Raw genomic sequence first — 20,431 nt, 5'->3', positions numbered from 1 at the left:
GGCCCGGCGGCGGCAGTGGACCGCAGCGTTGCGCGGTCAGTTGGCCAGCTGGCAGGTGGCTGGCTTGGCCGAGGTGAACAGGGCCGGGGTGGCCCACTCGGGGTGATCGATGAACGGGTTGCGATTGCCCTGGAAGCTGTAGACCACGTCATTGCGGGCACGCTCGGCATCATCCGGCGGATCGGACAGGTGCCAGTCGATCAGCGTCGACAGCAGGCCCATGTAGGCCGGCGAACTGCTGGTCTTGACGATCTTGCTGCGGTCGTCGGTCAGCTCCAGGTCCGGCTCGGACTGACCGGTGGCCGCATCCTTGCCACCCTCATAGCGGATCGCCATGTACATCACCGCACGCGCCATGTCGCCCTTGCGCTTGCCCCACACCTCGAAGGTGCCGGTGTTGCCGTCCGGCGTGCGCACCCAGTTGGAATTGCCCGGGTAGCCACCGCTGCCGCCGCCCTGCCCATTGTTGGCTTCGGTGGCACGCTCGCCGCAGCTGGCATCGCACTTGGCGAACGGCTTGTTGCCACGGTCGGCGTTCCACTGCGCGTCGGTCAGGTACAGCATGTGGGTGTCGGTGTACGGCGCGTAGGGCAGGCCCTTGTCACCGGTGGTGGTGGCAAAGCCCAGCGAGTTCGGCCAGGTGTGCTCGCGGTTGTAGGTCAGGCCGCTGCCGGTGCCCGCACGATCACTGACCTTGGCGTAGCTGCGGTTGCGGTAGGCATCGAGGATGCGGTTCGGGTTGTTCGGATCCTCGTCGGCGATTTCCAGGATGGTCCAGGTGCTGGTGCCCGAGCCGCTGTACGGGTAGGCGGTGTGGCCCTTGATGGTGGCGTGCAGCGAGCAGCGCAGCTGGCTTGGGCTGCTGGTGTTGACCCTGGAGTAGTAGCCGGCCGGCACGCCCGGGTTGCCCGGGTCCGGATTGCCGCCGGTGCTGGCCACGGTGAAGGCGATGCGGCTGTCGGCGGCCGGATGCGCGCCCTGCAGGTCGGTGATGCGCGCGGCGCGGATGTCGAAGCGGCAGGCTTCACCGGCCACCAGCGCGGTATTGGTGGACAGCTTCACGCTGCGGCCGCTGGCCGGGAAGGTCAGCGGCACGCTGCCGGAGGTGCCGCAGCTCAGGGCGAAGGCGCCACTGGCCAGGTTCACCGTCTCGCTGAACACCACTTCCAGGTCGGCGGCAGCGGGGAAGGTGCTGCTGCCCTGCGCCGGGGTGGTGGTGGAGACTGACGGCGGCGTGTTGGGGCCTGGCGTGCCGCCGCCGCTGAAGGTCTGGCCGTTGTTGCAGCTGCCGAACGTCTGCCCGGCCGATTCGGCCCAGGTGAAGTGGGCGTACTGGCTGCCGCTGCCGGTCAGCTGCAGTGACGTACCCGGCGCGGTGCTGTTGCTTTCGGCCACCGGGATGTTCTGGCTGGTCATGCCCGCGGCAGGGCCGCCGGAGGCGGTGATGGCACCCTCGTAGCTGAGGAACTGGACCACCTTGCCGCTGGCATCGACCAGGGCGATGCCGTCGTTCGGACCATTCTGGAGGCCGTTGGTCGGGTAGTTGACCACGGCGATGGTGGCGCTGCCGCAGCCGGCGGCGGTGCCGGCCGGGACCGGATTGTTGGCGTAGACGGTGGCGGCCGACGGGTTGCTGCCGTTGTAGAGGTACAGGCGGTAGCCGGACAGGTCCTCACCGGCAGTGGCTACGACCTCGATCGCTTCGCCGACGTCACCGGCGGCGGTGCTGTCGTCGTAGTGCAGTTCATTGATGAAGACCTCGGCCTGGACCGGCGCAGCGGCCAGCGCCAGCAGGCAGGCGGCGGCAAGCGGGGACAGCAATCGCATCGACTACTCCTTGTGATTGGGAATGCCTGACCGAGCCTAAGGCCGATCCAGTGACACTTTGTCGTAAATGAACGTCAGATATCTGACAGTGCGACGCTTGTCACCGAAATTGATCTGGACCGACGCCCTGGCCGAGGTGCGCGGGCGAAAAAATTTTTTCCTTCCGCCCTTGAAAGGGGGCGGCGGGGCTCCATCTCTGCCCTGCTCCCGACGTTGTCGGGTTTCTTCACGTGCGGTTCTGGCACTCGCCTGGGGTGAGTGCTAACATCGCCGGACTTTTTTAGACCAATCAATCACTTAAGAGGTCTCCTATGAGCATCAAGCCGCTGCACGACCGCGTTGTGGTCAAGCCGATCGAAGCCGACGAAATCTCCGCCGGTGGCATCGTCATCCCCGACTCGGCCAAGGAAAAGTCCACCAAGGGTGAGGTCGTGGCCGTCGGCCCCGGCAAGCCGCTGGACAACGGCAACGTGCGCGCGCCGTCGCTGAAGGTCGGCGACAAGGTCATCTACGGCCAGTACGCCGGCAGCTCGTACAAGAGCGAAGGCGTCGAATACAAGGTCCTGCGCGAAGACGACGTGCTCGCCGTCATCGGCTGAGCTTCGGCGCGACCTGTTTCAACCTGATCCCAAACTCCCAGCCGCCGGGCCTCGTCCGGCGCTACCAATGAGGTAAATGCAATGGCTGCCAAGGATATTCGTTTCGGTGAAGACGCCCGTTCGCGCATGGTGCGCGGCGTCAATGTTCTCGCCAATGCCGTCAAGGCCACCCTGGGCCCGAAGGGCCGCAACGTCGTGCTGGAAAAGAGCTTCGGCGCCCCGACCATCACCAAGGACGGCGTCTCCGTCGCCAAGGAAATCGAACTGGCTGACAAGTTCGAGAACATGGGCGCGCAGATGGTGAAGGAAGTTGCGTCGCGCACCAACGACGATGCCGGCGACGGCACCACCACCGCCACCGTGCTGGCCCAGGCCCTGATCCGCGAAGGCGCCAAGGCCGTTGCCGCCGGCATGAATCCGATGGACCTCAAGCGCGGTATCGACAAGGCCGTTTCGGCTGCCGTCGCCGAGCTGAAGAACATCTCCAAGCCGACCGCCGACGACAAGGCGATTGCCCAGGTCGGTACCATCTCGGCCAACTCGGACGAGTCGATCGGCCAGATCATCGCTGACGCGATGAAGGAAGTCGGCAAGGAAGGCGTCATCACCGTTGAAGAAGGCTCGGGCCTGGACAACGAGCTGGACGTGGTCAAGGGCATGCAGTTCGACCGCGGCTACCTGTCGCCGTACTTCATCAACAACCAGCAGTCGCAGACCGCTGACCTGGATGATCCGTTCATCCTGCTGCACGACAAGAAGATCTCCAACGTCCGTGACCTGCTGCCGGTACTGGAAGGCGTCGCCAAGGCCGGCAAGCCGCTGCTGATCGTCGCTGAAGAAGTCGAAGGCGAAGCGCTGGCGACCCTGGTGGTCAACACCATCCGTGGCATCGTCAAGGTCGTGGCCGTCAAGGCCCCGGGCTTCGGCGACCGCCGCAAGGCGATGCTGGAAGACATGGCCGTGCTGACCGGCGGCACCGTGATCTCCGAAGAAGTCGGCCTGTCGCTGGAAAAGGCCACCATCAAGGACCTGGGCCGCGCCAAGAAGGTGCAGGTCTCCAAGGAGAACACCACCATCATCGACGGCGTCGGCGACAAGGCCAACGTTGATGCACGCGTGGCGCAGATCAAGACCCAGATCCAGGACACCTCCTCGGATTACGATCGCGAGAAGCTGCAGGAACGCGTGGCCAAGCTGGCCGGCGGCGTTGCGGTGATCAAGGTCGGCGCCTCGACCGAAATCGAAATGAAGGAAAAGAAGGATCGCGTCGACGACGCCCTGCACGCCACCCGTGCAGCCGTTGAAGAAGGCGTGGTCCCGGGCGGCGGCGTTGCCCTGGTCCGCGCGATCACCGCGCTGGCCGGCCTGAAGGGTGCCAACGAAGACCAGAACCACGGCATCCAGATTGCCCTGCGTGCGATGGAAGCCCCGCTGCGCGAGATCGTGGCCAACGCCGGCGACGAGCCGTCGGTCATCATCAACAAGGTCAAGGAAGGCACCGGCAGCTTCGGCTACAACGCGGCCACCGGCGAGTTCGGCGACATGCTGCAGTTCGGCATCCTGGACCCGACCAAGGTGACCCGTTCGGCCCTGCAGAACGCGGCCTCGATCGCCGGCCTGATGATCACCACCGAAGCCATGGTTGCCGAAGCTCCGAAGAAGGACGAGCCGGCCATGGGCGGCGCTGGTGGCATGGGTGGCATGGGCGGCATGGGCGGCATGGACTTCTAAGTCCACGCCTCCGGCGGTCGTTGCCGGCCTCGGTCGGCACGCCTTCCCGATGTGATGTTAAAGAAGAACCCCGCCGCAAGGCGGGGTTTTTTGTTGCCCGGTTGCCGTCGCCGCAGTGCATCGCTACGCTCGGTGACCATGCCTACCTCGTTCATCGTCGTTGACGACTTCCTTTCTCCCGCCGATGCGCAGGGGTTGCGCCAGGCGGCACTGGGCCTGGACTATCCCGTCCAGGAGGGCGCATTCCCCGGCCGCAATTCACAGCAGCGGCTGGAGCTGGATGGCCTGTCCGGCGCGGTCTCGCGACTGGTCAACGAACCGCTGCGGCCGGTCAACCCGCTGCAGTCGCACGGCAAGTTCCGCCTTACCCTTGCCGGCGACATCGGCCGCGCCAAGGTACACGCCGACCACTCGCACTGGTCGGGCATTCTCTACCTGAGTGCACCGGAGCACTGCGAGGGCGGCACCGAGTTCTTCCGCCATCGCCGTACCGGCACCGAGCGCATGGCCCTGGACGCGGCGGAGCTGGCCGCATTGGGCTACGCCAACGGCGGCGACATGCATCGCGACATCATCGAGCGCGACAGCAACGACGACAGCCAGTGGGAAATGACCATGCGCATTCCGATGCGCTTCAACCGGCTGGTGCTGCTGCGGCCCTGGTTCTGGCACACCGCCGGGCCAGCGTTCGGTGATCGACCGGAGAATGGCCGGCTGGTGTACCTGATGTTCTTCGAGCAGGCGCGCTGAGGAGTGCCATCCACGCATGGCGTGGATGCTCCCCCTGGCCGCGTTCGCCATGCAGGCGTCATCGCACCCTCATTCGACGAATACCTTCGCCGCGCCATACTCCCACTGCCACGGCACGCCGGTATCGCCCAGTACGAATGCCACCAGTGCCGGGAACGCAGCTTCCGCCCGTACATCGTTGCCCAGGATCACCACGCAGCGTCTGTACCGTTCGATGCACACCAGCGTGTTGCCGACCGCATCGTCGTGGCCACCCTTGTAGAAGCCTGCGCCCTGCGGGCCGCGGAACGTCACCACGCCCAGGCCTGAGGCCAGATCCTTGCGTTGCTGCGCCACGGGCAGCTCCGGCTGCAACGTGGGGAACTGGCTGGCGGTGGTGATCGGCAGCTGCGGCCGCACCAGTTCCCTGCGCATTGCAGGCGACAGCCCATCGCCGCGGACATAGCCGGCAGCGAAGCGCGCCATGTCGGCGATGGTGGTATCCATCGAACCGGCCGCACGCACGCGGCTGCGTTCATCGTGCGGCTCGGCCGTGCCTTCCGCCGTCCAGCCATCGGCCAGGTTGGCGGCGAAATCCTCACGCCACATCATGCTGGTGCGGACCATGCCGAAGCGGTCGAATACCTGCCGCTGCATCAATGCACCCACGTCCTGGCCAAGCCGTCCACGCTCGATCACGAACTGCAACAGGATCAGCCCTTCGCCGGAATACCCATAACGACTGCCCGGATCGAAGTGGAACTTCAGGCGGCCATCGGGTTCCAGGAACCCGAAGTTGGCAAAGCCACTGGAATGGTTGAGCAGCAGGCGCGGAGTGAGCTGGCGCCAGCGCGCATCATCGGTCAGTACGCTGTAGTCGGCGTACTTCTTCGGCTCTGGCGGGTAGTCCGGCAGCGGCTTGTCCAGCGCCGTGGCGATGCTGGCGTCCAGCTCGATCCGTGCGTCCTGGGCAAGCTGTGCGACCAGGTGGCCGAACGCCATCTTGGTCAGCGAGGCGGCGTACATCACGGTATCGGTGCGCAGCGGCTCGCCTGCGGCGTTGCGTTCGCCGTAGGCGGCCACGTGTACCACCTTGCCGCCATCGATCACCGCCAGCGCCATCCCGCGCGCATGGGCCGCCTGCATCAGCCGCTGTGCTTCGGCATCGATGCGCGCGGGCGAGGGTAGCGGCGGCGCGGCCAGCACGGCCGGCGGGAGCAGCGTCAGCAACAGCAGGACAGCACGGCGCATGCGTGGAACTCCTGGCGGGACGTGGCGCGATGCTACGCCTGCCAGCTCCCGCCGTCATGCGCCAGACGTCAGCCGGGTCGGCGCAGGCAGATCCGCGCGGCACCCGCACCGATGTCCACCTGGCCACCGCGCATCGCGTCGGCACCGAGGATCAAGGCCGGTCGCGCCTCCAGGCCGATCGCCCTGAACACCGGCAGTTCGCTGATCCGGACCTCCATCGGCGGGTGCTGCCAGTTGCCGCCGGTCATGCCGGGCAGGGTGTACAGCCAGGTTGCCTGTGCACCGCCACCCAGCCCCTCGGTGCCCTCTTCACGTGCACGCACCCGAGCATCGCTGCCGTCGGTGCGCAGGCCCAGTGCGCGGGCTGCTTCGGCGTTGAGGACGGTCTGCGCGGCACCGGTGTCGACCACGGCGATGGCGTCCACGCCGGGCGTACCCAAGGCAAGCGTGATGAAGCCGAACTGGCGCAGGCCGTCATCGCGGCCGGGCAGCGCATTGGGTTGGCAACCCGGTCCTTCCAGGTCCAAGCCGCCGGGTGTCCACAGCGCCAGTTGATTGCGGCCGAAGTCCCAACGGGTGTCCCAGCGCCCGGTCAGGTCGTTGCCGATCAAGCCGTCAATGGCCGGATCATCGCCCTTCGCCAGCGATGACAGGTCGACCTGCATGCCGCTGGCCTTCAATTGCCAGCTGCCCAGCTGCCACGCTGTGCTGCGCATGCGCTGCAACCGCGCCGCCTTCGCGCTCGCGCCCTGGGCCTGCGACACTGCCGCTTCCGCATCCTGCAAACCGTAGCGCCGCACTACGCGTGCATCGACCAGGGTTGCCCCGGCGGCACTGTCGACCACGAAGCGCAGCGGCTCTGAACGCCCGTCCAGCGAGACGGCCACTGCCGGATGACCGCCCTGCATCCACATCGGCAGGACGTGCTCGGCGGCATCGGAGGCGAGCGCCGGCAAGGGGATGGCGAACAGGGGCAGCAGGAACAGGCGCAAGGGGAGACTCCGCAGTGATCGTGGGCGACCATTGGCGCGCAGCGGCGTATCACCGCGATATCGGCGTTGATACCGTCCTGATACACAGGTGCGGGATACTGGGCGAATGAACACTCCCATCCGCGTCATCGTCGTCGATGACGATGCCAGCATTCGTGACGCCATCGCCGACCACCTGCTGCTGCACGGCTACCAGGTGCGTGTGGCGGCGGATGCAACAGCGCTGGACGTGTTGCTGCAGGTTGAACGTCCTGACCTGATCATCCTCGACTGGATGATGCCCGGTGAGGACGGCCTGTCGGTATGCCGCCGGCTGCAGGCGCGGGCGATCCCGATCCTGATGCTGTCGGCGATGGGGGCCGCGCCGGATCGCGTGATCGGCCTGGAGATGGGCGCGGACGACTACCTGGCCAAGCCGTTTGACCCGCGCGAGCTGTTGGCGCGGGTTCGCGCGCTGATGCGCAGGCAGGACAAGCTGCGCGCACAGGTGGCCAGCGAGCTGCGGTTTGATGGCTGGCGATTGCTGCCTGACCAGCGTCGCCTGTTCGCGCCGGATGGCGCCGAACTGGTGCTGAGCCGCGGTGAATTCTCCCTGCTGCTGGCACTGGCTGAACGTCCCGGGCGGGTGCTGGCGCGCGAACAGCTGCTGCAGTTGAGTCGCGGAGAAGCCAGTGACAGCGTGGACCGTGCCGTCGACCTTGCGATCAGCCGCCTGCGCCGCAAGCTCGGGCAGGCCGCGTCCGGCGCTGAAGCCCTTGTGCAGACACTGCGTGGCGAAGGGTACCGCTTCAACGCGGAGGTAGGGGTGTTGTGAGCAGCCGGTGGTCAACCACCCGCTGGATCGCGATGCTGGCCTTGGCCAGCCTGCTGCTGGCAACCCTGGTCAGCGTGGCGGTAGTGGGGTGGATGCCCCGGCCCGCGCCGCCACCGATGCGGCTGGACCATGCGATGCAGGTGCTGCGTGGGGAACAGGCGCCGGCGCCACTGGGATTGCATATGTCGACGCAGGACGCGCCACCCCGGGGCAGCGCCAGTGACTGGCTCACCCAGTTGGCGGCGCTGCAGATGGACCTGCCGGCCAGGAATGTACGCCTGGTGTGGACGGGGCAGGGCAGGGCGCCCGATGTGCAGGTCATCGAGGGTGGCGCGGTACTGGACGCCTCCGCTCGTGCTGGCGTGCTGAAATCGCAGGCCGCGTTGCTGACCGCCATGCAGTGGCCGCCGTTCGAACTGGGGATGCGGCAAGCCGATGGCCGATGGCGGGTGGTCGGCAGCGACCACAGTGAACTGGCGGCCTGGCGCCGCCAGGTGATGCTCGCCCTGCTGGGCGGTGCGATCCTGCTGGCCCCTCTGGCGGCGTGGGCGTCGATCCGGTTGGGGCGCCCGCTGCGACGCCTGGCTGAAGCCAGCGCACGGGTCGACCTGCAGGCCGAAACGCCATTGCCTGATGACGGTCCACGCGAAGTGCAGGTACTGGCCACAGCGATCAGCACCGGTCGCGAACGTCTGCGCGCCCAGGCACGGGACATGACCCATATGCTGGCGGCCGTGGCGCATGACCTGCGCACGCCCCTGACCGGCCTGCGCCTGCGCGCGGAGTTCGCTCCCGCGCCACAGGCCGCCAGGATGGTGGCAGACATCGAGCGCATGGATACGATGATCGAGCAGGTGCTCGACTACGCACGCGGTGAGCTGCAGCCGTTGCAGATGCGGATGCTGGATCTTTCAGCGCTGCTGGAGGACTGCGTGCAGGCGGCGCTGCTGCGCGGGGTCGACATTTCCCTTCAGGGCCCGGATACGTTGCCGTGGCATGGCGATGCGCTGCTGCTCCGGCGCGCGGTCGACAATCTCATCGACAACGCCGAGCGCTACGCGGGCGCCGTGGAGCTGTGGGTCGCCATGGCGGGGGATGGAGTGCAGCTGGACGTGATGGACCGCGGCCCTGGCATCGCCGAGATCGATCGCGCACGCCTGCTGCAACCGTTCCAGCGCAGCGAGGGCTCGCGTAGCCGCGCCACCGGGGGCGCCGGACTTGGACTGGCCGTGGCTGCCAACGTGGCGAAGCGCCACGCGGGCGAACTTCAGCTGTTGCACCGCGAGGGCGGGGGGCTGATCGCGCGGCTGCTGCTGGGACGCACTTCCTGAGTCAACTCCGATTTGCTTCCACTGGCCACTCCTCCATATGATTAGGTGCCTAATCATTCAGTGAGGAAAGGATGATCGAAGCCAAGCATCAGGCGTTGCTGGAGGAAGCGCAGCGGCGCGGCCACGCCAACATCGCGCAGCTGCGCCTGTGCTTCCAGCTGCTCTCGTTGTCCTCGTCGATCGATCGCGACTGCGCTGCACGGTTGGCACCGCACGGGCTCAGCGAGGGTCGCTTCATCTTGCTGTTCCTGCTGCACGGGGCCGGCGGCGCACTGGCGCCGCACGCGCTGGCCGAGCGCGCTGGCGTGACCCGGGCCACCATCAGCGGCCTGCTCGATGGCCTGCAGCGCGAAGGCCTGCTGCAGCGTCGCAGCGATGACGAGGATGGCCGTCGTCTGCAGATCGTGTTGACCGCACCGGGCAAGCGTTTGGCCGAGTCGCTGTTCGAGCGGCACACACAATGGATCAGCGGCCTGTTCAACGGCCTGGATGCTGATGAACGGCAGCAGCTGTCACAACTGCTGCACAAGGTCTGGCAGCACACGGACACCGGGCGGGAAGCCTCCGCATGAGCACGCCCATTCCCGCGGAACGGCTGCGTGCACTCAACAGCGGTGGTGCCGCTGCCACGCATCTGGCCGAATGCCTGGCAGTGGATTTCGCCGCGCTGTTGCAGGGGGTGGCACCTGTGCTCGAGCCGGAAGCGCTGCAATGTATGCGCGACGCCTCCGGCAAGGGCATCACCCAGCGCATGGCGCTGGCGGCGCGGTTGCTGCACGAATCCGGGCAGGGTGATCCCGCGCACTGGCAGGCACACGCATCAGACACCGTGCGTGGCTGGGCCTGCTACCTGATTGGCAGCGATGCCGGCGCGGCGCTGCCGGCCAAGCTGCGGGCGATGCGTCCGCTGGCTGACGACCCGCACTTCGGCGTGCGCGAATGGGCATGGCTGGCGCTGCGCAGCGACATCGTTGCCGCACCGTTGCAGGCGCTTGAGTACCTGCAGGTGTGGATGCAGGAAGCATCGCCTTACCTGCGCCGCTTCGCCTGCGAAGCGCTGCGCCCACGAGGCGTGTGGTCCACGCATATCGCGCTGTTCAAGCAGCATCCAGAACTCGCGTTGCCGATGCTGGAAGCAATGGCCAACGACCCGGAGCGCTACGTGCAGGACTCGGTCGGGAACTGGCTCAACGATGCCGGCAAGACTCGCCCGCAGTGGCTGCGTGAGCTGTGCGCACGATGGCAACAGCAGCACCCTGGCGATGCCAATGCCTACATCCGCAAACGCGCCATGCGCTCGTTGCGGTAGTGCCGGCCGCTGGCCGGCAACCTCATCAACCTCAAGGAAGGCCTTCCATGTCCTACACCCTCATCGAGCTCTACACCGCTCTGGCCACCTTGTAACAGCGCCTCCGTAGGCGCATGGCACATGCGTCTGTCACCCGGACGCGGTAAACAGGACATTGCCCATGTCCATCCGCAGGGAAGTTGATCATGCAGAGCACGCTCCAGGTAACGCTGTACGGCCCGCAGGGCGATACGCCGGCACTGCAGCTGCCGCAGATGGAAGGGCCCTCGGTGGCCATCCCGGAAGCGGTACTGCGCCGGCTGGTGTCCGATCTCTACACCACCCGTTCCCTGCTCAATCCCGAGCAGCTGGACGAGGCCCGGCAGGAGCTGGACCGCGTGCTGGAGCGCTGGGCCGACATCCACGAAGGCCTGCTGCTGGACGTGGAAGTGCATGGCAGATGAGCGACGTTGCACAGCGGCCACCACGTGCGCTGCGCAGTCAGGCGCATCACTGAACCGCGCCCCCAGTTGCGGATGAAACATTTTGCACTGCGCAAAAGCTGTGCTATCAATAGATCCCATGAACGCAGCCGCTACCCGCTTTTACTGGTATTACTTTCCGAAGCCACTGGCGGAGGAAGGACTGCGCTCACCCTGAAGAAAGCTTCAGACGCATTCCCGAAAGCCGCCAGCGAACCTGGCGGCTTTTTTCATGCCGCCACGCTGGGGACCCCCAACGTTCCGGAGATCTCCTGCAATGCCCCCGCACACCGACGACCTGCGTATCCGCACCATCGAACCGCTGACACCGCCCGCCCAGCTGCTGGCGATGCTGCCCTGTGACGATGAGGCTTCCGACACCGTCAGCGCCTCGCGCGCGGCCCTGCACCAGATCCTGCACGGCCGTGACGACCGCCTGGCGGTGGTGGTGGGCCCGTGCTCGATCCACGACCCGAAGGCCGCCATCGAGTACGCCCAGCGCCTGAAGCCGCTGCGCGACGCGCTGGCTGGCGAGCTGGAAATCGTCATGCGCGTGTACTTCGAGAAGCCGCGCACCACGGTGGGCTGGAAGGGCCTGATCAACGACCCGGACCTGGACGGCAGCTTCAGGATCGACAAGGGCCTGCGCATCGCCCGTGGCCTCCTGCGCGACATCAACAAGCTCGGCCTGCCGGCCGGTGTTGAATTCCTCGATGTGATCTCGCCGCAGTACATCGCCGATCTGGTGGCATGGGGCGCGATCGGCGCACGCACCACCGAAAGCCAGGTGCATCGCGAGCTGGCTTCGGGGCTGTCGTGCCCCGTCGGCTTCAAGAACGGCACCGATGGCAACGTGAAGATCGCCGCCGACGCGGTGGGTGCGGCATCCAACCCGCATCATTTCCTGTCGGTCACCAAGCAGGGTGGCACTGCCATCGTGTCGACCACCGGCAACCCGGATTGCCATGTGATCCTGCGCGGTGGCAAGCAACCGAACTACGACGCTGGCAGCGTGGCTGAGGCCTGCCAGGTGCTGGCCAAGGCCAAGCTGCCGGCGCGCCTGATGATCGATGCCAGCCATGCCAACAGCCTGAAGAACCCCGAGAACCAGCCGAAGGTGATCGACGACATCGCCGCTCAGATGGAAGACGGCGAACAGCGCATCGTGGGCGTGATGATCGAGAGCCATCTGGTCGGGGGCCGCCAGGAACTGGTGGAAGGCCAGCCGCTGGTCTACGGGCAGAGCATCACCGATGGCTGCATCGACTGGGACACCACCGTGACGGTGCTGGAGCGACTGGCTGCGGCCGTGCGCGCCCGTCGCGACGTGAAGGTGTCCGAAGCCGCCTGAGTGCGGCACGTGTGTGGATGGCGGCCAGCGCCTGCGGGGGTGCGGCCGCGATCAGGGCCGGCCGGAGTTGGAGACCGGCCCATCTGCACCGGCGATGCGCCTGGCGCTGCGCATGAGCGACAGCGCCAGGTACATCGCCGGGGTGGTGATGCCGATATTTGTAGCGTCGAGCCATGCTCGACGTGCGCGCGACGCGCGTTGGCGTCCTGCAAAGCGCAGTCGAGCATGGCTCGACGCTACGAAGAGGCTCAATGCACTTCGTCGTGGTACACGAACTTCGGCATTTCCCAGCGATAGTGGATCGCCAGCAGGCGCAGCGCGAAGCCGCCGCCCAGGCAGCACAGGATCGCGGTGGCGTCGGCCACGCCCCAGTGCAGCAGCAACAGATACGCCGCGCCGGTCAGCAGCGCGATGATCGCGTACAGCTCCTTCTGGAAGATCAGCGGCACCTCGTTGCAGAGGATGTCGCGCAGCACGCCGCCGAACGCGCCGGTCAGCATGCCGGCGATCAGCACGATCGGCATCGCATGGCCGGCCTCGCGCGCGATCGAGCAGCCGATCAGGGTGAAGGCGATCAGGCCCAGGCCATCGAGCACCAGGAAGGTGCGCCGGAAGTGGTGCATCCAGCGCGCCACCCAGGTGGCGATCAGCGCCGCGCACACGGTGAAACCCAGGTACTCGGGATGCTTCACCCAGCCCAGCGGATAGTGGCCGAGCAGGATGTCGCGCAGCGAGCCGCCCCCGAGGGCGGTGACGCAGGCGATCATGACCACACCGAACAGGTCCATGCGGCGGCGGCCGGCAGACAGTGCACCGGTCATGGCTTCGGCGGAAATGGCAACCAGGTAGATGATGGACAGCAGCATGGAACAGGCTCCGGGCGCGGTGGGGCCGGCCATGCGCAACTGCCACCACTGCCTGCGCAATGACGGGATGACGATGACCGGTGCCGCTCCCGCTGTCCTTTTGCCTGAGAGTTCAGCGGCGTTGGCCGCGTGCCCCTTCGGCGGATCGTCCCGGGCGTGCCCGGTGACCTCTCTCCAGCTCGGCGAGTCGAATGCATGGTTGGTGGGATTCCAGCCCACCGGCCTGAGCGATCATGGGAGCCTGCGCCTTCGGCGGGCGCCAGCGCGGCGCCACTCTCCTGCATTCGGGCGCCAGTATATCCGCTGCAGTGCAGCACGGCATAATCCGGGCATGGCCCCGTCCCTCCGCCCGTGGTTCCTGTACCTGCTCGAATGCCGCGATGGCAGCTATTACGCCGGCATCAGCACCGACGTGGATGCGCGTTTCGCCGCCCACCAGGCCGGCAAGGGCGCGCGCTACACCCGGGCCCGGCCACCGCTGCGCGTGCTGGCCGTGCGCGAATACCCGGACCGGGCCGCCGCCTCGCGGGCCGAGTGGCAACTCAAGCAGCAGCCGCGCGAACGCAAGCTGGCCTGGCTGCAGGCGCCGGTCCTGTAGATCCACGCCACGCGTGGATGGGCTACCCGGCCCATGCGATGATCGCCCCGCGCCCAGAGCTGGAGACCCGGATGTCCACGATCGCCCTGCTGTTTGCTCTTTCCGCAGCAACGAGCCCTGCCCCCGACCCGGCCACGATCGCGGCCATCGAAGCCACCTGCCATGACTACGTCGATGGCCAGCTGGAGGCGGACCCACAGCGCGTCGCCCGCTCCCTGCATCCGGACCTGGCCAAGCGCGCTGTGCTCGGCGATACACCCGACGAACGCCTGGGCCTGCGCCGGATGTCGAAGGAAGAACTGGTCTCGCTGACGAAGCAGGGCGCGTTGAAGACCCCGAAGGATCAATGGGATCGTCGCTGCACGGTGCTGGACGTGACCGGCAACGCGGCCTCGGTGCGGCTGGAGACCCCGTGGTTCGTCGATTACTTCCACATGGGGCGCTTCGACCAGCGCTGGGTCATCGTCAACGCGTTGTGGTATCCAAAGCCGAAGGCACAGTGAGCGATGCGTGCCGCCGGCAAAGCATGGATCTCCGTCGTCGTGCTGGTCGCCGGCATCGCGCTGCTGCCTGGCCTGCTGTACCTGCTCGGGCTGGCATTGGCAGGCGGTCGGCCGACGCCGGCCGACCGTGCGCCCAGTGGTGTGGCTGCGTGTAGCAGCGAGCCACGGGCGGGATACCAGCCGATGAACCCCTGGCGCTTTACCGCCCAGTTCTTCGACAAGGACGCGATGAAGAAGGTGCCTGAAGTGGAGCGGGAGGCCTTCTGGATTGCCCGGCGCTACCTGTGGCGGCAACCGCAGCGCGGCATGCTGCGCTGGCATCTCAGCAGTACCGCACTGACGATCTGGATCACCCGGCATTGGAGTGCCGCGCAGATTGCCGACACCGCGAGGAAGGAGGACTTCTGCCGGACCTGGTCGAAACGGCGGGTGCCCGGTGGCCCGATGAACCAGTAGATCCACGCCATGCGTGGAGGGTGTTGACCGGGTCAGAGCCCTTTCCTGTGGAAAGGGATCCGACCCCGTTGCGTGCAGCCCTACCGCCTCGGCCGCCGGTCATCCTGGTCATCACCGAAGATGATCCGCGCACTGCGCTGGTAGCTCCAGTACGCGACTGCCCAGTTCAGCAGCACCACGATGCGGTTGCGGAAGCCGATCAGGAAGAACACGTGCGCGGCCAGCCAGAACCACCAGGCCAGCACGCCGGAAAGCTGCAGCCGGCCCAGGTGCACGATCGCGGCCATGCGGCCGATGGTGGCCAGGTTGCCGTAGTCGGCGTACTTGAACGGGCCGGGCTCGGGCTTGCCGTGCAGGCGCGCGCGGATCACCTCGGCCACGTACTTGCCCATCTGCTTGGCGGCCGGTGCCACCCCGGGTACCGGCTTGCCGTCGGCCTGGCTCAGTGCGGCCAGGTCGCCGGCCACGAACAGCTCCGGGTGACCGGGCAGGGTCAGGTCCGGTTGCACCGGCACGCGTCCGGCGCGGTCCAGTGGCACGTCCAGCGTGCGCGCCAGCGGTGAAGCGGCCACGCCGGCGGCCCAGACCACGGTGCGCGCCGGTACGAACTGTTCGCCGAGCTTGAAGCCCTGGCTGTCGATGTCGCTCACCGGGGTACCGGTCAGCACTTCCACGCCCAGCTTTTCCAGTTGGCGGCGCGCCTTCAGCGAAAGCACATCCGGGAACGAGGACAGCACGCGGGGCCCAGCCTCGACCAGCCGCACCCTGGCGCTGGCCGGGTCGATGTGGCGGAATTCGTTGCGCAGCGTGTGGCGCGCGATCTCGGCCAGGGTGCCGGCCAGTTCGACGCCGGTGGGACCACCGCCGACGATGGCGAAACTCAGCCACGCCGCCTTCTTCGCCGGGTCCGGTTCGGCCTCGGCGCGTTCGAACGCCAGCAGCAGCTTGCGGCGCAGCGCGATGGCATCGTCCAGCGTCTTCAGGCCGGGCGCATCATCGGCCCACTGATCGTTGCCGAAGTAGGCGTGGGTGGCGCCGGTGGCCAGCAGCAGGCTGTCGTAGTCCAGCGTGCTGCCATCGGCCATGCGGATCTGCCGCGCCCGCTTGTCGATGGCCACCACTTCGCCGAGGCGGACTTCCACATTGCGCTGGTGGCCGAGGATGTGGCGCAGCGGTGCGGCGATATCCGGCGCGGACAGGCCGGCGGTGGCCACCTGGTACAGCAGCGGCTGGAACAGGTGATGGTTGCGGCGATCGACCAGGGTGATGCGTATGCGCTCGCGGGCCAGGGCACGGGTGGCCCAGAGACCGGCAAAACCGCCGCCGACAACGACCAGGTGGGGAACGCGCTCGCGACTCATCGACTCACTCCAGTGGGGGCATCGGGGGAAGCGCCTGGCATCTTCGCACGGCGGCCACCTGTCACGTCAGCGCCTGCCCGGATCGGCGATACTCGGGTTCAGGCAACGGCCCGTGAGGAGCCCATGAGCGAACCGGAAAAGCGCATCGCCCTGTTGATCGACGCCGACAATGCGCCGGCCTCGAAGATCGACGAGGTCCTGGCGGAAGTCGCCCGCTACGGCGTGGCCAACGTGCGCCGTGCCTACGGCAACTGGAAGAGCCCGCGACTGAAAGGGTGGGAAGCGGTGCTGCATGAGTATGCGATCCGACCGATCCAGCAGTTCGCCTACAGCAAGGGCAAGAACGCTTCGGACATGGCGATGGTGATCGATGCCATGGACCTGCTGTACGCGCGCAACCTTGATGGCTTCGCCATCGTCTCCAGCGATGCGGACTTCACCCCGATGGTGATGCGCCTGCTGACCGATGGCGTGAAGGTATATGGCTTCGGCGAGAAGAAGACGCCCGAGCCATTCGTCAATGCGTGCTCGAAGTTCACCTACCTGGAGGCACTGGGGCAGACCCATGCCAGCGTGCCCGATGCCGAACAGGCGTCCAGCGAGCAGGCCTCGAACGAGCCGGTGGCCAACGACGATGCGCGTCCACGCAAGAGCGGTGCGGAAATGCGCAGTGACACCCGGCTGGTGAAGATGCTGCGCCGTGCGGTGTCCGCGGCCGAGGGTGAGGATGGCTGGTCGCACCTCGGCCCGGTCGGCAGCCAGATCGGCAACCAGGCCTCGTTCGATCCGCGCAACTATGGCTACGGCAAGCTCAGCGACCTGCTGGCGGCGATCGGCCTGTTCGAGCTGAAGAAGGACGGCAAGTCGTCCTACGTGCGCGCGCTGCCAAAAAAGAACAGGTAGTGCCTGCTGCTGGCCGGCAATGCCCGGATGCCAGATCCCGCATCCGGCACGCACATCTCCACCCGATCAGGCGTATCGTTGCCGCTCGCATTGCCAGCAAGGAAAACCCGCATGTTGAAGATCTGGGGCCGCCGCAATTCCAGCAACGTCCGCAAGGTACTGTGGTGCGCCGAGGAAATCGGCCTGCCGTACGAATCCATCGAAGTCGGTGGCAGCCATGGTGGTACGCAGACCCCGGAGTACCAGGCGATGAATCCCAACGGCCTGGTGCCGGTGATCGAAGACCACGGCTTGCCGCTGTGGGAATCGAACACCATCGTGCGCTACCTGAGCGCCCGCTATGCACTGGGCACCCTGTACGCTGAGGACCCGATGGAACGCGCCCAGGCCGAGAAGTGGATGGACTGGAGCACGTCGCGGATGGCGCCGCTGTACAGCGACCTGGTCTGGGGCATCATGCGCACCGCGCCGGCCGACCGCGATGAAGCGCGGATCAATGCCGCCATCGTGCGCGCCGGTGACTACCTGGCGATGGCCGACGCTACCCTGGCCAGGCAGCCGTGGCTGTCGGGCGAGAAGTTCGCGATGGGCGACATCCCGCTGGGCTCGCTGGTCTACGCCTGGTACGAGCTGCCGATCCAGCGACCGGAGCTGCCGCATCTGGCTGACTGGTATGCGCGGCTGCGTGAGCGCCCGGCCTACCAGCGCGGCGTGATGTCGCCGCTGACGTAAGCGAAGGCGTCCGGGGTCAGAGCCCTTTTCTGCGAAAAGGGATCCGACCCCAGGGCATCGGGGTCGGATCCCACCCGACGGGTGGGCTCTGACCCCTCAATACAGGTCCGTTGGATCCACATCCAGCGACCAGCGCACCTTGCGTGCTTCCGGCAGCGCATACAGCTGCGGAACCAGCTGCGCGAGCACGCCATGCAAGGGTGGCCGCTGCGGCGCCGACAGCAGCAGCTGTGTGCGCTGGTAGCCCGCGCGCCGCGGCATCGGCGCCGGCATCGGGCCGTACGCCTCCACCACGTTCTGCTCGCCCAGCAACTGCCGCGCAGCCAGCAGGAACGCATTGGCGTGCTCGACCTGCTGCGCTTCGGCGCGCATCAGCGCCAGGTGCGCGAACGGGGGGAACCCTGCGGCTTGCCGCTGGTTCAACTCGGCCTGCGCGAACGGGTGGTAGCCACCGCTCACCAGGGTTTCCAGCAGCGGGTGACCAGGGTGATGGGTCTGCAGCCAGACCTCGCCGGGGTCACGCGCACGTCCTGCACGACCGGCCACCTGGATCAGCTGCTGCGCCAGCTTCTCGCTGGCGCGGAAGTCGGCGGAGAACAGGCCTTCGTCGATGCCGACCACCACCACCAGGGTCAGCTTCGGCAGGTCGTGGCCCTTGGCCAGGATCTGCGTGCCGACCAGGATGCCGGGCTGGTCGCCCAGTTTCGCCAGCTGCTGCTCCAGCGCATCGCGGCGTGAGGTGGTGCCACGGTCGATGCGCACCACCGGGAAATCGGCGAAGGCGGCGGTGAGGTGTTCTTCCAGGCGTTCGGTGCCGATGCCCTGCGGCTGGAGCGCCAGGCTGCCGCAGGCCGGGCATGCCAACGGCGCCGGTTGGCGCGCGCCACAGTGGTGGCATTGCAGGCGTCGGCCGCCGCCATGCACGGTCATCGGCGCATCGCAGCGCTGGCACGGCGCGGTCCACCCGCAGTCGTGGCACAGCAGCACCGGTGCGTAGCCACGGCGGTTCTTGAACACCAGCACCTGCTGGCCACGCTGCAGGTGTTCGCCGATGCCAGCCAGCACATCGGCCGAGAGGCCATCGTGCAGCGGCCGCTTGCGTACATCGAGGATGCGCACGCGCGGTGGCCGCGCATCGCCGGCGCGCTGCTTCAGGCGCAGGTGCGTGTAGCGCCCGGCGTAGGCGTTGTGCAGCGTTTCCAGTGAAGGGGTGGCGCTGCCGAGCAGCACCGGAATGCCCAGCGCCTTGGCGCGCACCAGAGCGAAATCGCGCGCGTGGTAACGGATGCCGTCCTGCTGCTTGTAGCTGCCGTCGTGTTCCTCGTCGACGATCAGCAGGCCGGCCTGCGGCAATGGCGTGAAAACCGCCGAGCGGGTGCCGACGATGACCCGCGCTTCGCCTCGGGAGGCGGCCGCCCAGACGCGCGCGCGCTCGTTGTCGTTCAACCCCGAATGCAAGGCGTGCACGGCGATGCCCAGGCGGCCGCGGAAACGTGCCAGGGTCTGCGGGGTCAGGCCGATTTCCGGTACCAGCACCAGCGCCTGCCTGCCCTGCGCCAGGCAATGGATGATCGCCTGCAGGTAGACCTCGGTCTTGCCGCTGCCGGTCACGCCGTCCAGCAGGAACGGCTGGAAGCCGTCGGCAGCGTTGATCGCAGCCACCGCCCCGGCCTGGTCCGGGTTGAGCGTGGGGCCGGGCAGCGGCTGCGCATGCTGCGGTGCCACCGTCATCGCCACGCGCTCGGCCAGCTCGCGCTTGGCCAGGCTGCGTGCAGCGGTGCGCCAGTCGGCCATGCGTTCGCCGAGCACGTCCTCATCCACGATCGCTCCTGCCAGCAGCTCGGCCAGCTGCCGCGGACGGCTTCCGGCGCGCAGCTTTTCGCGCTGGGCGTGGCCTTCGGTGGTCAGCTGCCAACCCCAGTGGTGGGTGTCGGGCAGGGCCTCGCCATGGCGCAGCGGGCCGGGCAGGGCGGTGCTCAGCACCTCGCCCAGTGGCGCATGGGTGTAGCGCGCCAGCCACTGCAGGCTCTGCCAGAGTTCGCCCTGCAGCAGCGGCTGCCGGTCGCACCAGGCCAGCGCCTGGCGCAGTCCCTGGCCGTCGTCGGTCTGGCCGTGGCCGGCCACCACGCCGACCAGCTCGCGGTTGCCGAACGGCACCTTCAGGCGGCAGCCGACCGCGGCCGTGGGGCCATCGCCCTCCGGCGACAGGTAGTCGAACAGGCGGGGCAGGGGGACGGGCAGGGCGACCTGCAGGGTCGGAATGGGTGAAAGCATCGGGCCAGTGTAACGGGCCATGCACGCGCGAATGGCAGGGGGCAGACGGGCGACGACCGTTGAATCATAAATGTCACCTAAATATCGGTGTCCATTGGAGATTCAGTCTTATCCACATGTTCTGTGGATAACGTTGTGCGTTACCGGTCGACGGGAACGCAGGAGGCCGATGGCGACGAGCTCACCCTTGGGTTGGTCAAAAAATCGCCACACTTGAAAGGCGTTCAAAATCAACAACTTGAGTGTGAAACATTGCTGAAACAGAGTGAATTCAGCGGCATGCCGCAATTTCCCGCGCGGGGAGCGTGGTGCTGTGCACAACCTGCAGCACGAAGTGCCTGTG

20 protein-coding genes and 2 riboswitches are annotated in these 20,431 nt (G+C 67.1%); of the genes, 14 read left to right on the top strand and 6 right to left on the bottom strand.

Going from position 1 to position 20,431, the window contains the following annotated elements:
- Nucleotides 1-36: 36 nt before the first annotated feature.
- On the bottom strand, nt 37-1,827 hold the full coding sequence (locus tag ACEPA4_RS17935; protein ID WP_061478149.1) for an endonuclease: 1,791 nt from the start codon (nt 1,825-1,827) through the stop codon (nt 37-39).
- A gap of 311 nt (nt 1,828-2,138) precedes the next feature.
- Between ACEPA4_RS17935 and ACEPA4_RS17930 the strand changes: the two genes are divergently transcribed.
- From ACEPA4_RS17930 to ACEPA4_RS17920, 3 genes are all read left to right on the top strand, one after another.
- On the top strand, nt 2,139-2,426 hold the full coding sequence (locus tag ACEPA4_RS17930) for a co-chaperone GroES (RefSeq protein ID WP_005411227.1): 288 nt from the start codon (nt 2,139-2,141) through the stop codon (nt 2,424-2,426).
- A gap of 81 nt (nt 2,427-2,507) precedes the next feature.
- The gene (gene groL, locus ACEPA4_RS17925) at nt 2,508-4,157 is read left to right on the top strand and encodes a chaperonin GroEL (RefSeq protein ID WP_005411226.1); all 1,650 of its coding nucleotides are present in this window, start codon (nt 2,508-2,510) and stop codon (nt 4,155-4,157) included.
- A gap of 138 nt (nt 4,158-4,295) precedes the next feature.
- A complete protein-coding gene (locus tag ACEPA4_RS17920; RefSeq protein WP_053497029.1) occupies nt 4,296-4,907 on the top strand; it encodes a DUF6445 family protein in 612 nt (203 codons plus the stop codon).
- Nucleotides 4,908-4,976: 69 nt separating this feature from the next.
- On the opposite strand, the gene ACEPA4_RS17915 is transcribed toward ACEPA4_RS17920, so the two are convergent.
- Together ACEPA4_RS17915 and ACEPA4_RS17910 are read right to left on the bottom strand one after the other, a co-directional pair.
- Nucleotides 4,977-6,137 (bottom strand): serine hydrolase, encoded by a 1,161-nt coding sequence (locus ACEPA4_RS17915; protein WP_139727800.1) that lies wholly within the window; start codon nt 6,135-6,137, stop codon nt 4,977-4,979.
- A gap of 68 nt (nt 6,138-6,205) precedes the next feature.
- Nucleotides 6,206-7,129, bottom strand: a complete 924-nt coding sequence (locus tag ACEPA4_RS17910) for an aspartyl protease family protein (RefSeq protein ID WP_005419669.1) — start codon at nt 7,127-7,129, stop codon at nt 6,206-6,208.
- A 106-nt stretch (nt 7,130-7,235) separates the two neighbouring features.
- Here ACEPA4_RS17910 and ACEPA4_RS17905 point away from each other — a divergent pair, with 106 nt between their 5' ends.
- The 6 genes from ACEPA4_RS17905 (at nt 7,236) to ACEPA4_RS17880 (ending at nt 12,395) form a co-directional block, all read left to right on the top strand.
- Complete coding sequence (locus ACEPA4_RS17905) at nt 7,236-7,943, top strand: response regulator (RefSeq protein WP_065178812.1); 708 nt, start codon at nt 7,236-7,238, stop codon at nt 7,941-7,943.
- A 32-nt stretch (nt 7,944-7,975) separates the two neighbouring features.
- Entirely contained in the window at nt 7,976-9,274 is a 1,299-nt protein-coding gene (locus tag ACEPA4_RS17900) for a cell wall metabolism sensor histidine kinase WalK (protein WP_065186316.1), read from the top strand.
- Between the two features lie 71 nt (nt 9,275-9,345).
- Nucleotides 9,346-9,846 (top strand): MarR family winged helix-turn-helix transcriptional regulator, encoded by a 501-nt coding sequence (locus ACEPA4_RS17895; RefSeq protein WP_139727794.1) that lies wholly within the window; start codon nt 9,346-9,348, stop codon nt 9,844-9,846.
- Nucleotides 9,843-10,583, top strand: a complete 741-nt coding sequence (locus ACEPA4_RS17890; RefSeq protein WP_262089929.1) for a DNA alkylation repair protein — start codon at nt 9,843-9,845, stop codon at nt 10,581-10,583. The genes ACEPA4_RS17895 and ACEPA4_RS17890 overlap by 4 nt, the downstream gene beginning before the upstream one ends.
- Nucleotides 10,584-10,768: 185 nt before the next feature.
- A complete protein-coding gene (locus ACEPA4_RS17885; protein ID WP_005419663.1) occupies nt 10,769-11,026 on the top strand; it encodes a hypothetical protein in 258 nt (85 codons plus the stop codon).
- Between the two features lie 295 nt (nt 11,027-11,321).
- Nucleotides 11,322-12,395, top strand: a complete 1,074-nt coding sequence (locus ACEPA4_RS17880; RefSeq protein ID WP_065186318.1) for a 3-deoxy-7-phosphoheptulonate synthase — start codon at nt 11,322-11,324, stop codon at nt 12,393-12,395.
- Between the two features lie 248 nt (nt 12,396-12,643).
- Here ACEPA4_RS17880 and ACEPA4_RS17875 read toward each other — a convergent pair whose 3' ends face one another.
- Complete coding sequence (locus tag ACEPA4_RS17875; protein WP_005419661.1) at nt 12,644-13,261, bottom strand: trimeric intracellular cation channel family protein; 618 nt, start codon at nt 13,259-13,261, stop codon at nt 12,644-12,646.
- 84 nt (nt 13,262-13,345) lie between these two features.
- Nucleotides 13,346-13,449: riboswitch (glycine riboswitch) on the bottom strand.
- Between the two features lie 13 nt (nt 13,450-13,462).
- Nucleotides 13,463-13,552, bottom strand: a riboswitch (glycine riboswitch).
- A gap of 40 nt (nt 13,553-13,592) precedes the next feature.
- Between ACEPA4_RS17875 and ACEPA4_RS17870 the strand changes: the two genes are divergently transcribed.
- The 3 genes from ACEPA4_RS17870 to ACEPA4_RS17860 all read left to right on the top strand — a co-directional run bounded on the left by ACEPA4_RS17870 (nt 13,593) and on the right by ACEPA4_RS17860 (nt 14,818).
- Nucleotides 13,593-13,859 (top strand): GIY-YIG nuclease family protein, encoded by a 267-nt coding sequence (locus ACEPA4_RS17870; protein WP_005419660.1) that lies wholly within the window; start codon nt 13,593-13,595, stop codon nt 13,857-13,859.
- 71 nt (nt 13,860-13,930) lie between these two features.
- Nucleotides 13,931-14,362 (top strand): nuclear transport factor 2 family protein, encoded by a 432-nt coding sequence (locus ACEPA4_RS17865; protein WP_032954574.1) that lies wholly within the window; start codon nt 13,931-13,933, stop codon nt 14,360-14,362.
- A gap of 3 nt (nt 14,363-14,365) precedes the next feature.
- Nucleotides 14,366-14,818: a hypothetical protein gene (locus tag ACEPA4_RS17860; RefSeq protein ID WP_065178806.1), complete on the top strand. Its 453-nt coding sequence runs from the start codon at nt 14,366-14,368 to the stop codon at nt 14,816-14,818.
- 80 nt (nt 14,819-14,898) lie between these two features.
- Here ACEPA4_RS17860 and ACEPA4_RS17855 read toward each other — a convergent pair whose 3' ends face one another.
- Nucleotides 14,899-16,179, bottom strand: a complete 1,281-nt coding sequence (locus ACEPA4_RS17855) for an NAD(P)/FAD-dependent oxidoreductase (protein ID WP_065178805.1) — start codon at nt 16,177-16,179, stop codon at nt 14,899-14,901.
- Nucleotides 16,180-16,302: 123 nt separating this feature from the next.
- Between ACEPA4_RS17855 and ACEPA4_RS17850 the strand changes: the two genes are divergently transcribed.
- Together ACEPA4_RS17850 and ACEPA4_RS17845 are read left to right on the top strand one after the other, a co-directional pair.
- On the top strand, nt 16,303-17,082 hold the full coding sequence (locus ACEPA4_RS17850; RefSeq protein ID WP_049470953.1) for an NYN domain-containing protein: 780 nt from the start codon (nt 16,303-16,305) through the stop codon (nt 17,080-17,082).
- A gap of 111 nt (nt 17,083-17,193) precedes the next feature.
- Nucleotides 17,194-17,814 (top strand): glutathione S-transferase family protein, encoded by a 621-nt coding sequence (locus ACEPA4_RS17845; protein WP_005419650.1) that lies wholly within the window; start codon nt 17,194-17,196, stop codon nt 17,812-17,814.
- A gap of 96 nt (nt 17,815-17,910) precedes the next feature.
- Here ACEPA4_RS17845 and ACEPA4_RS17840 read toward each other — a convergent pair whose 3' ends face one another.
- A complete protein-coding gene (locus tag ACEPA4_RS17840) occupies nt 17,911-20,088 on the bottom strand; it encodes a primosomal protein N' (protein WP_005419648.1) in 2,178 nt (725 codons plus the stop codon).
- Nucleotides 20,089-20,431: the final 343 nt, after the last annotated feature.

It is taken from the genome of Stenotrophomonas sp. P2112 (genome assembly GCF_041897515.1).
GTDB classification, from domain to species: domain Bacteria; phylum Pseudomonadota; class Gammaproteobacteria; order Xanthomonadales; family Xanthomonadaceae; genus Stenotrophomonas; species Stenotrophomonas sepilia.
Note: the sequence above shows the minus strand (reverse complement) of the source record. Positions and strands in the feature narration are given on the sequence as shown.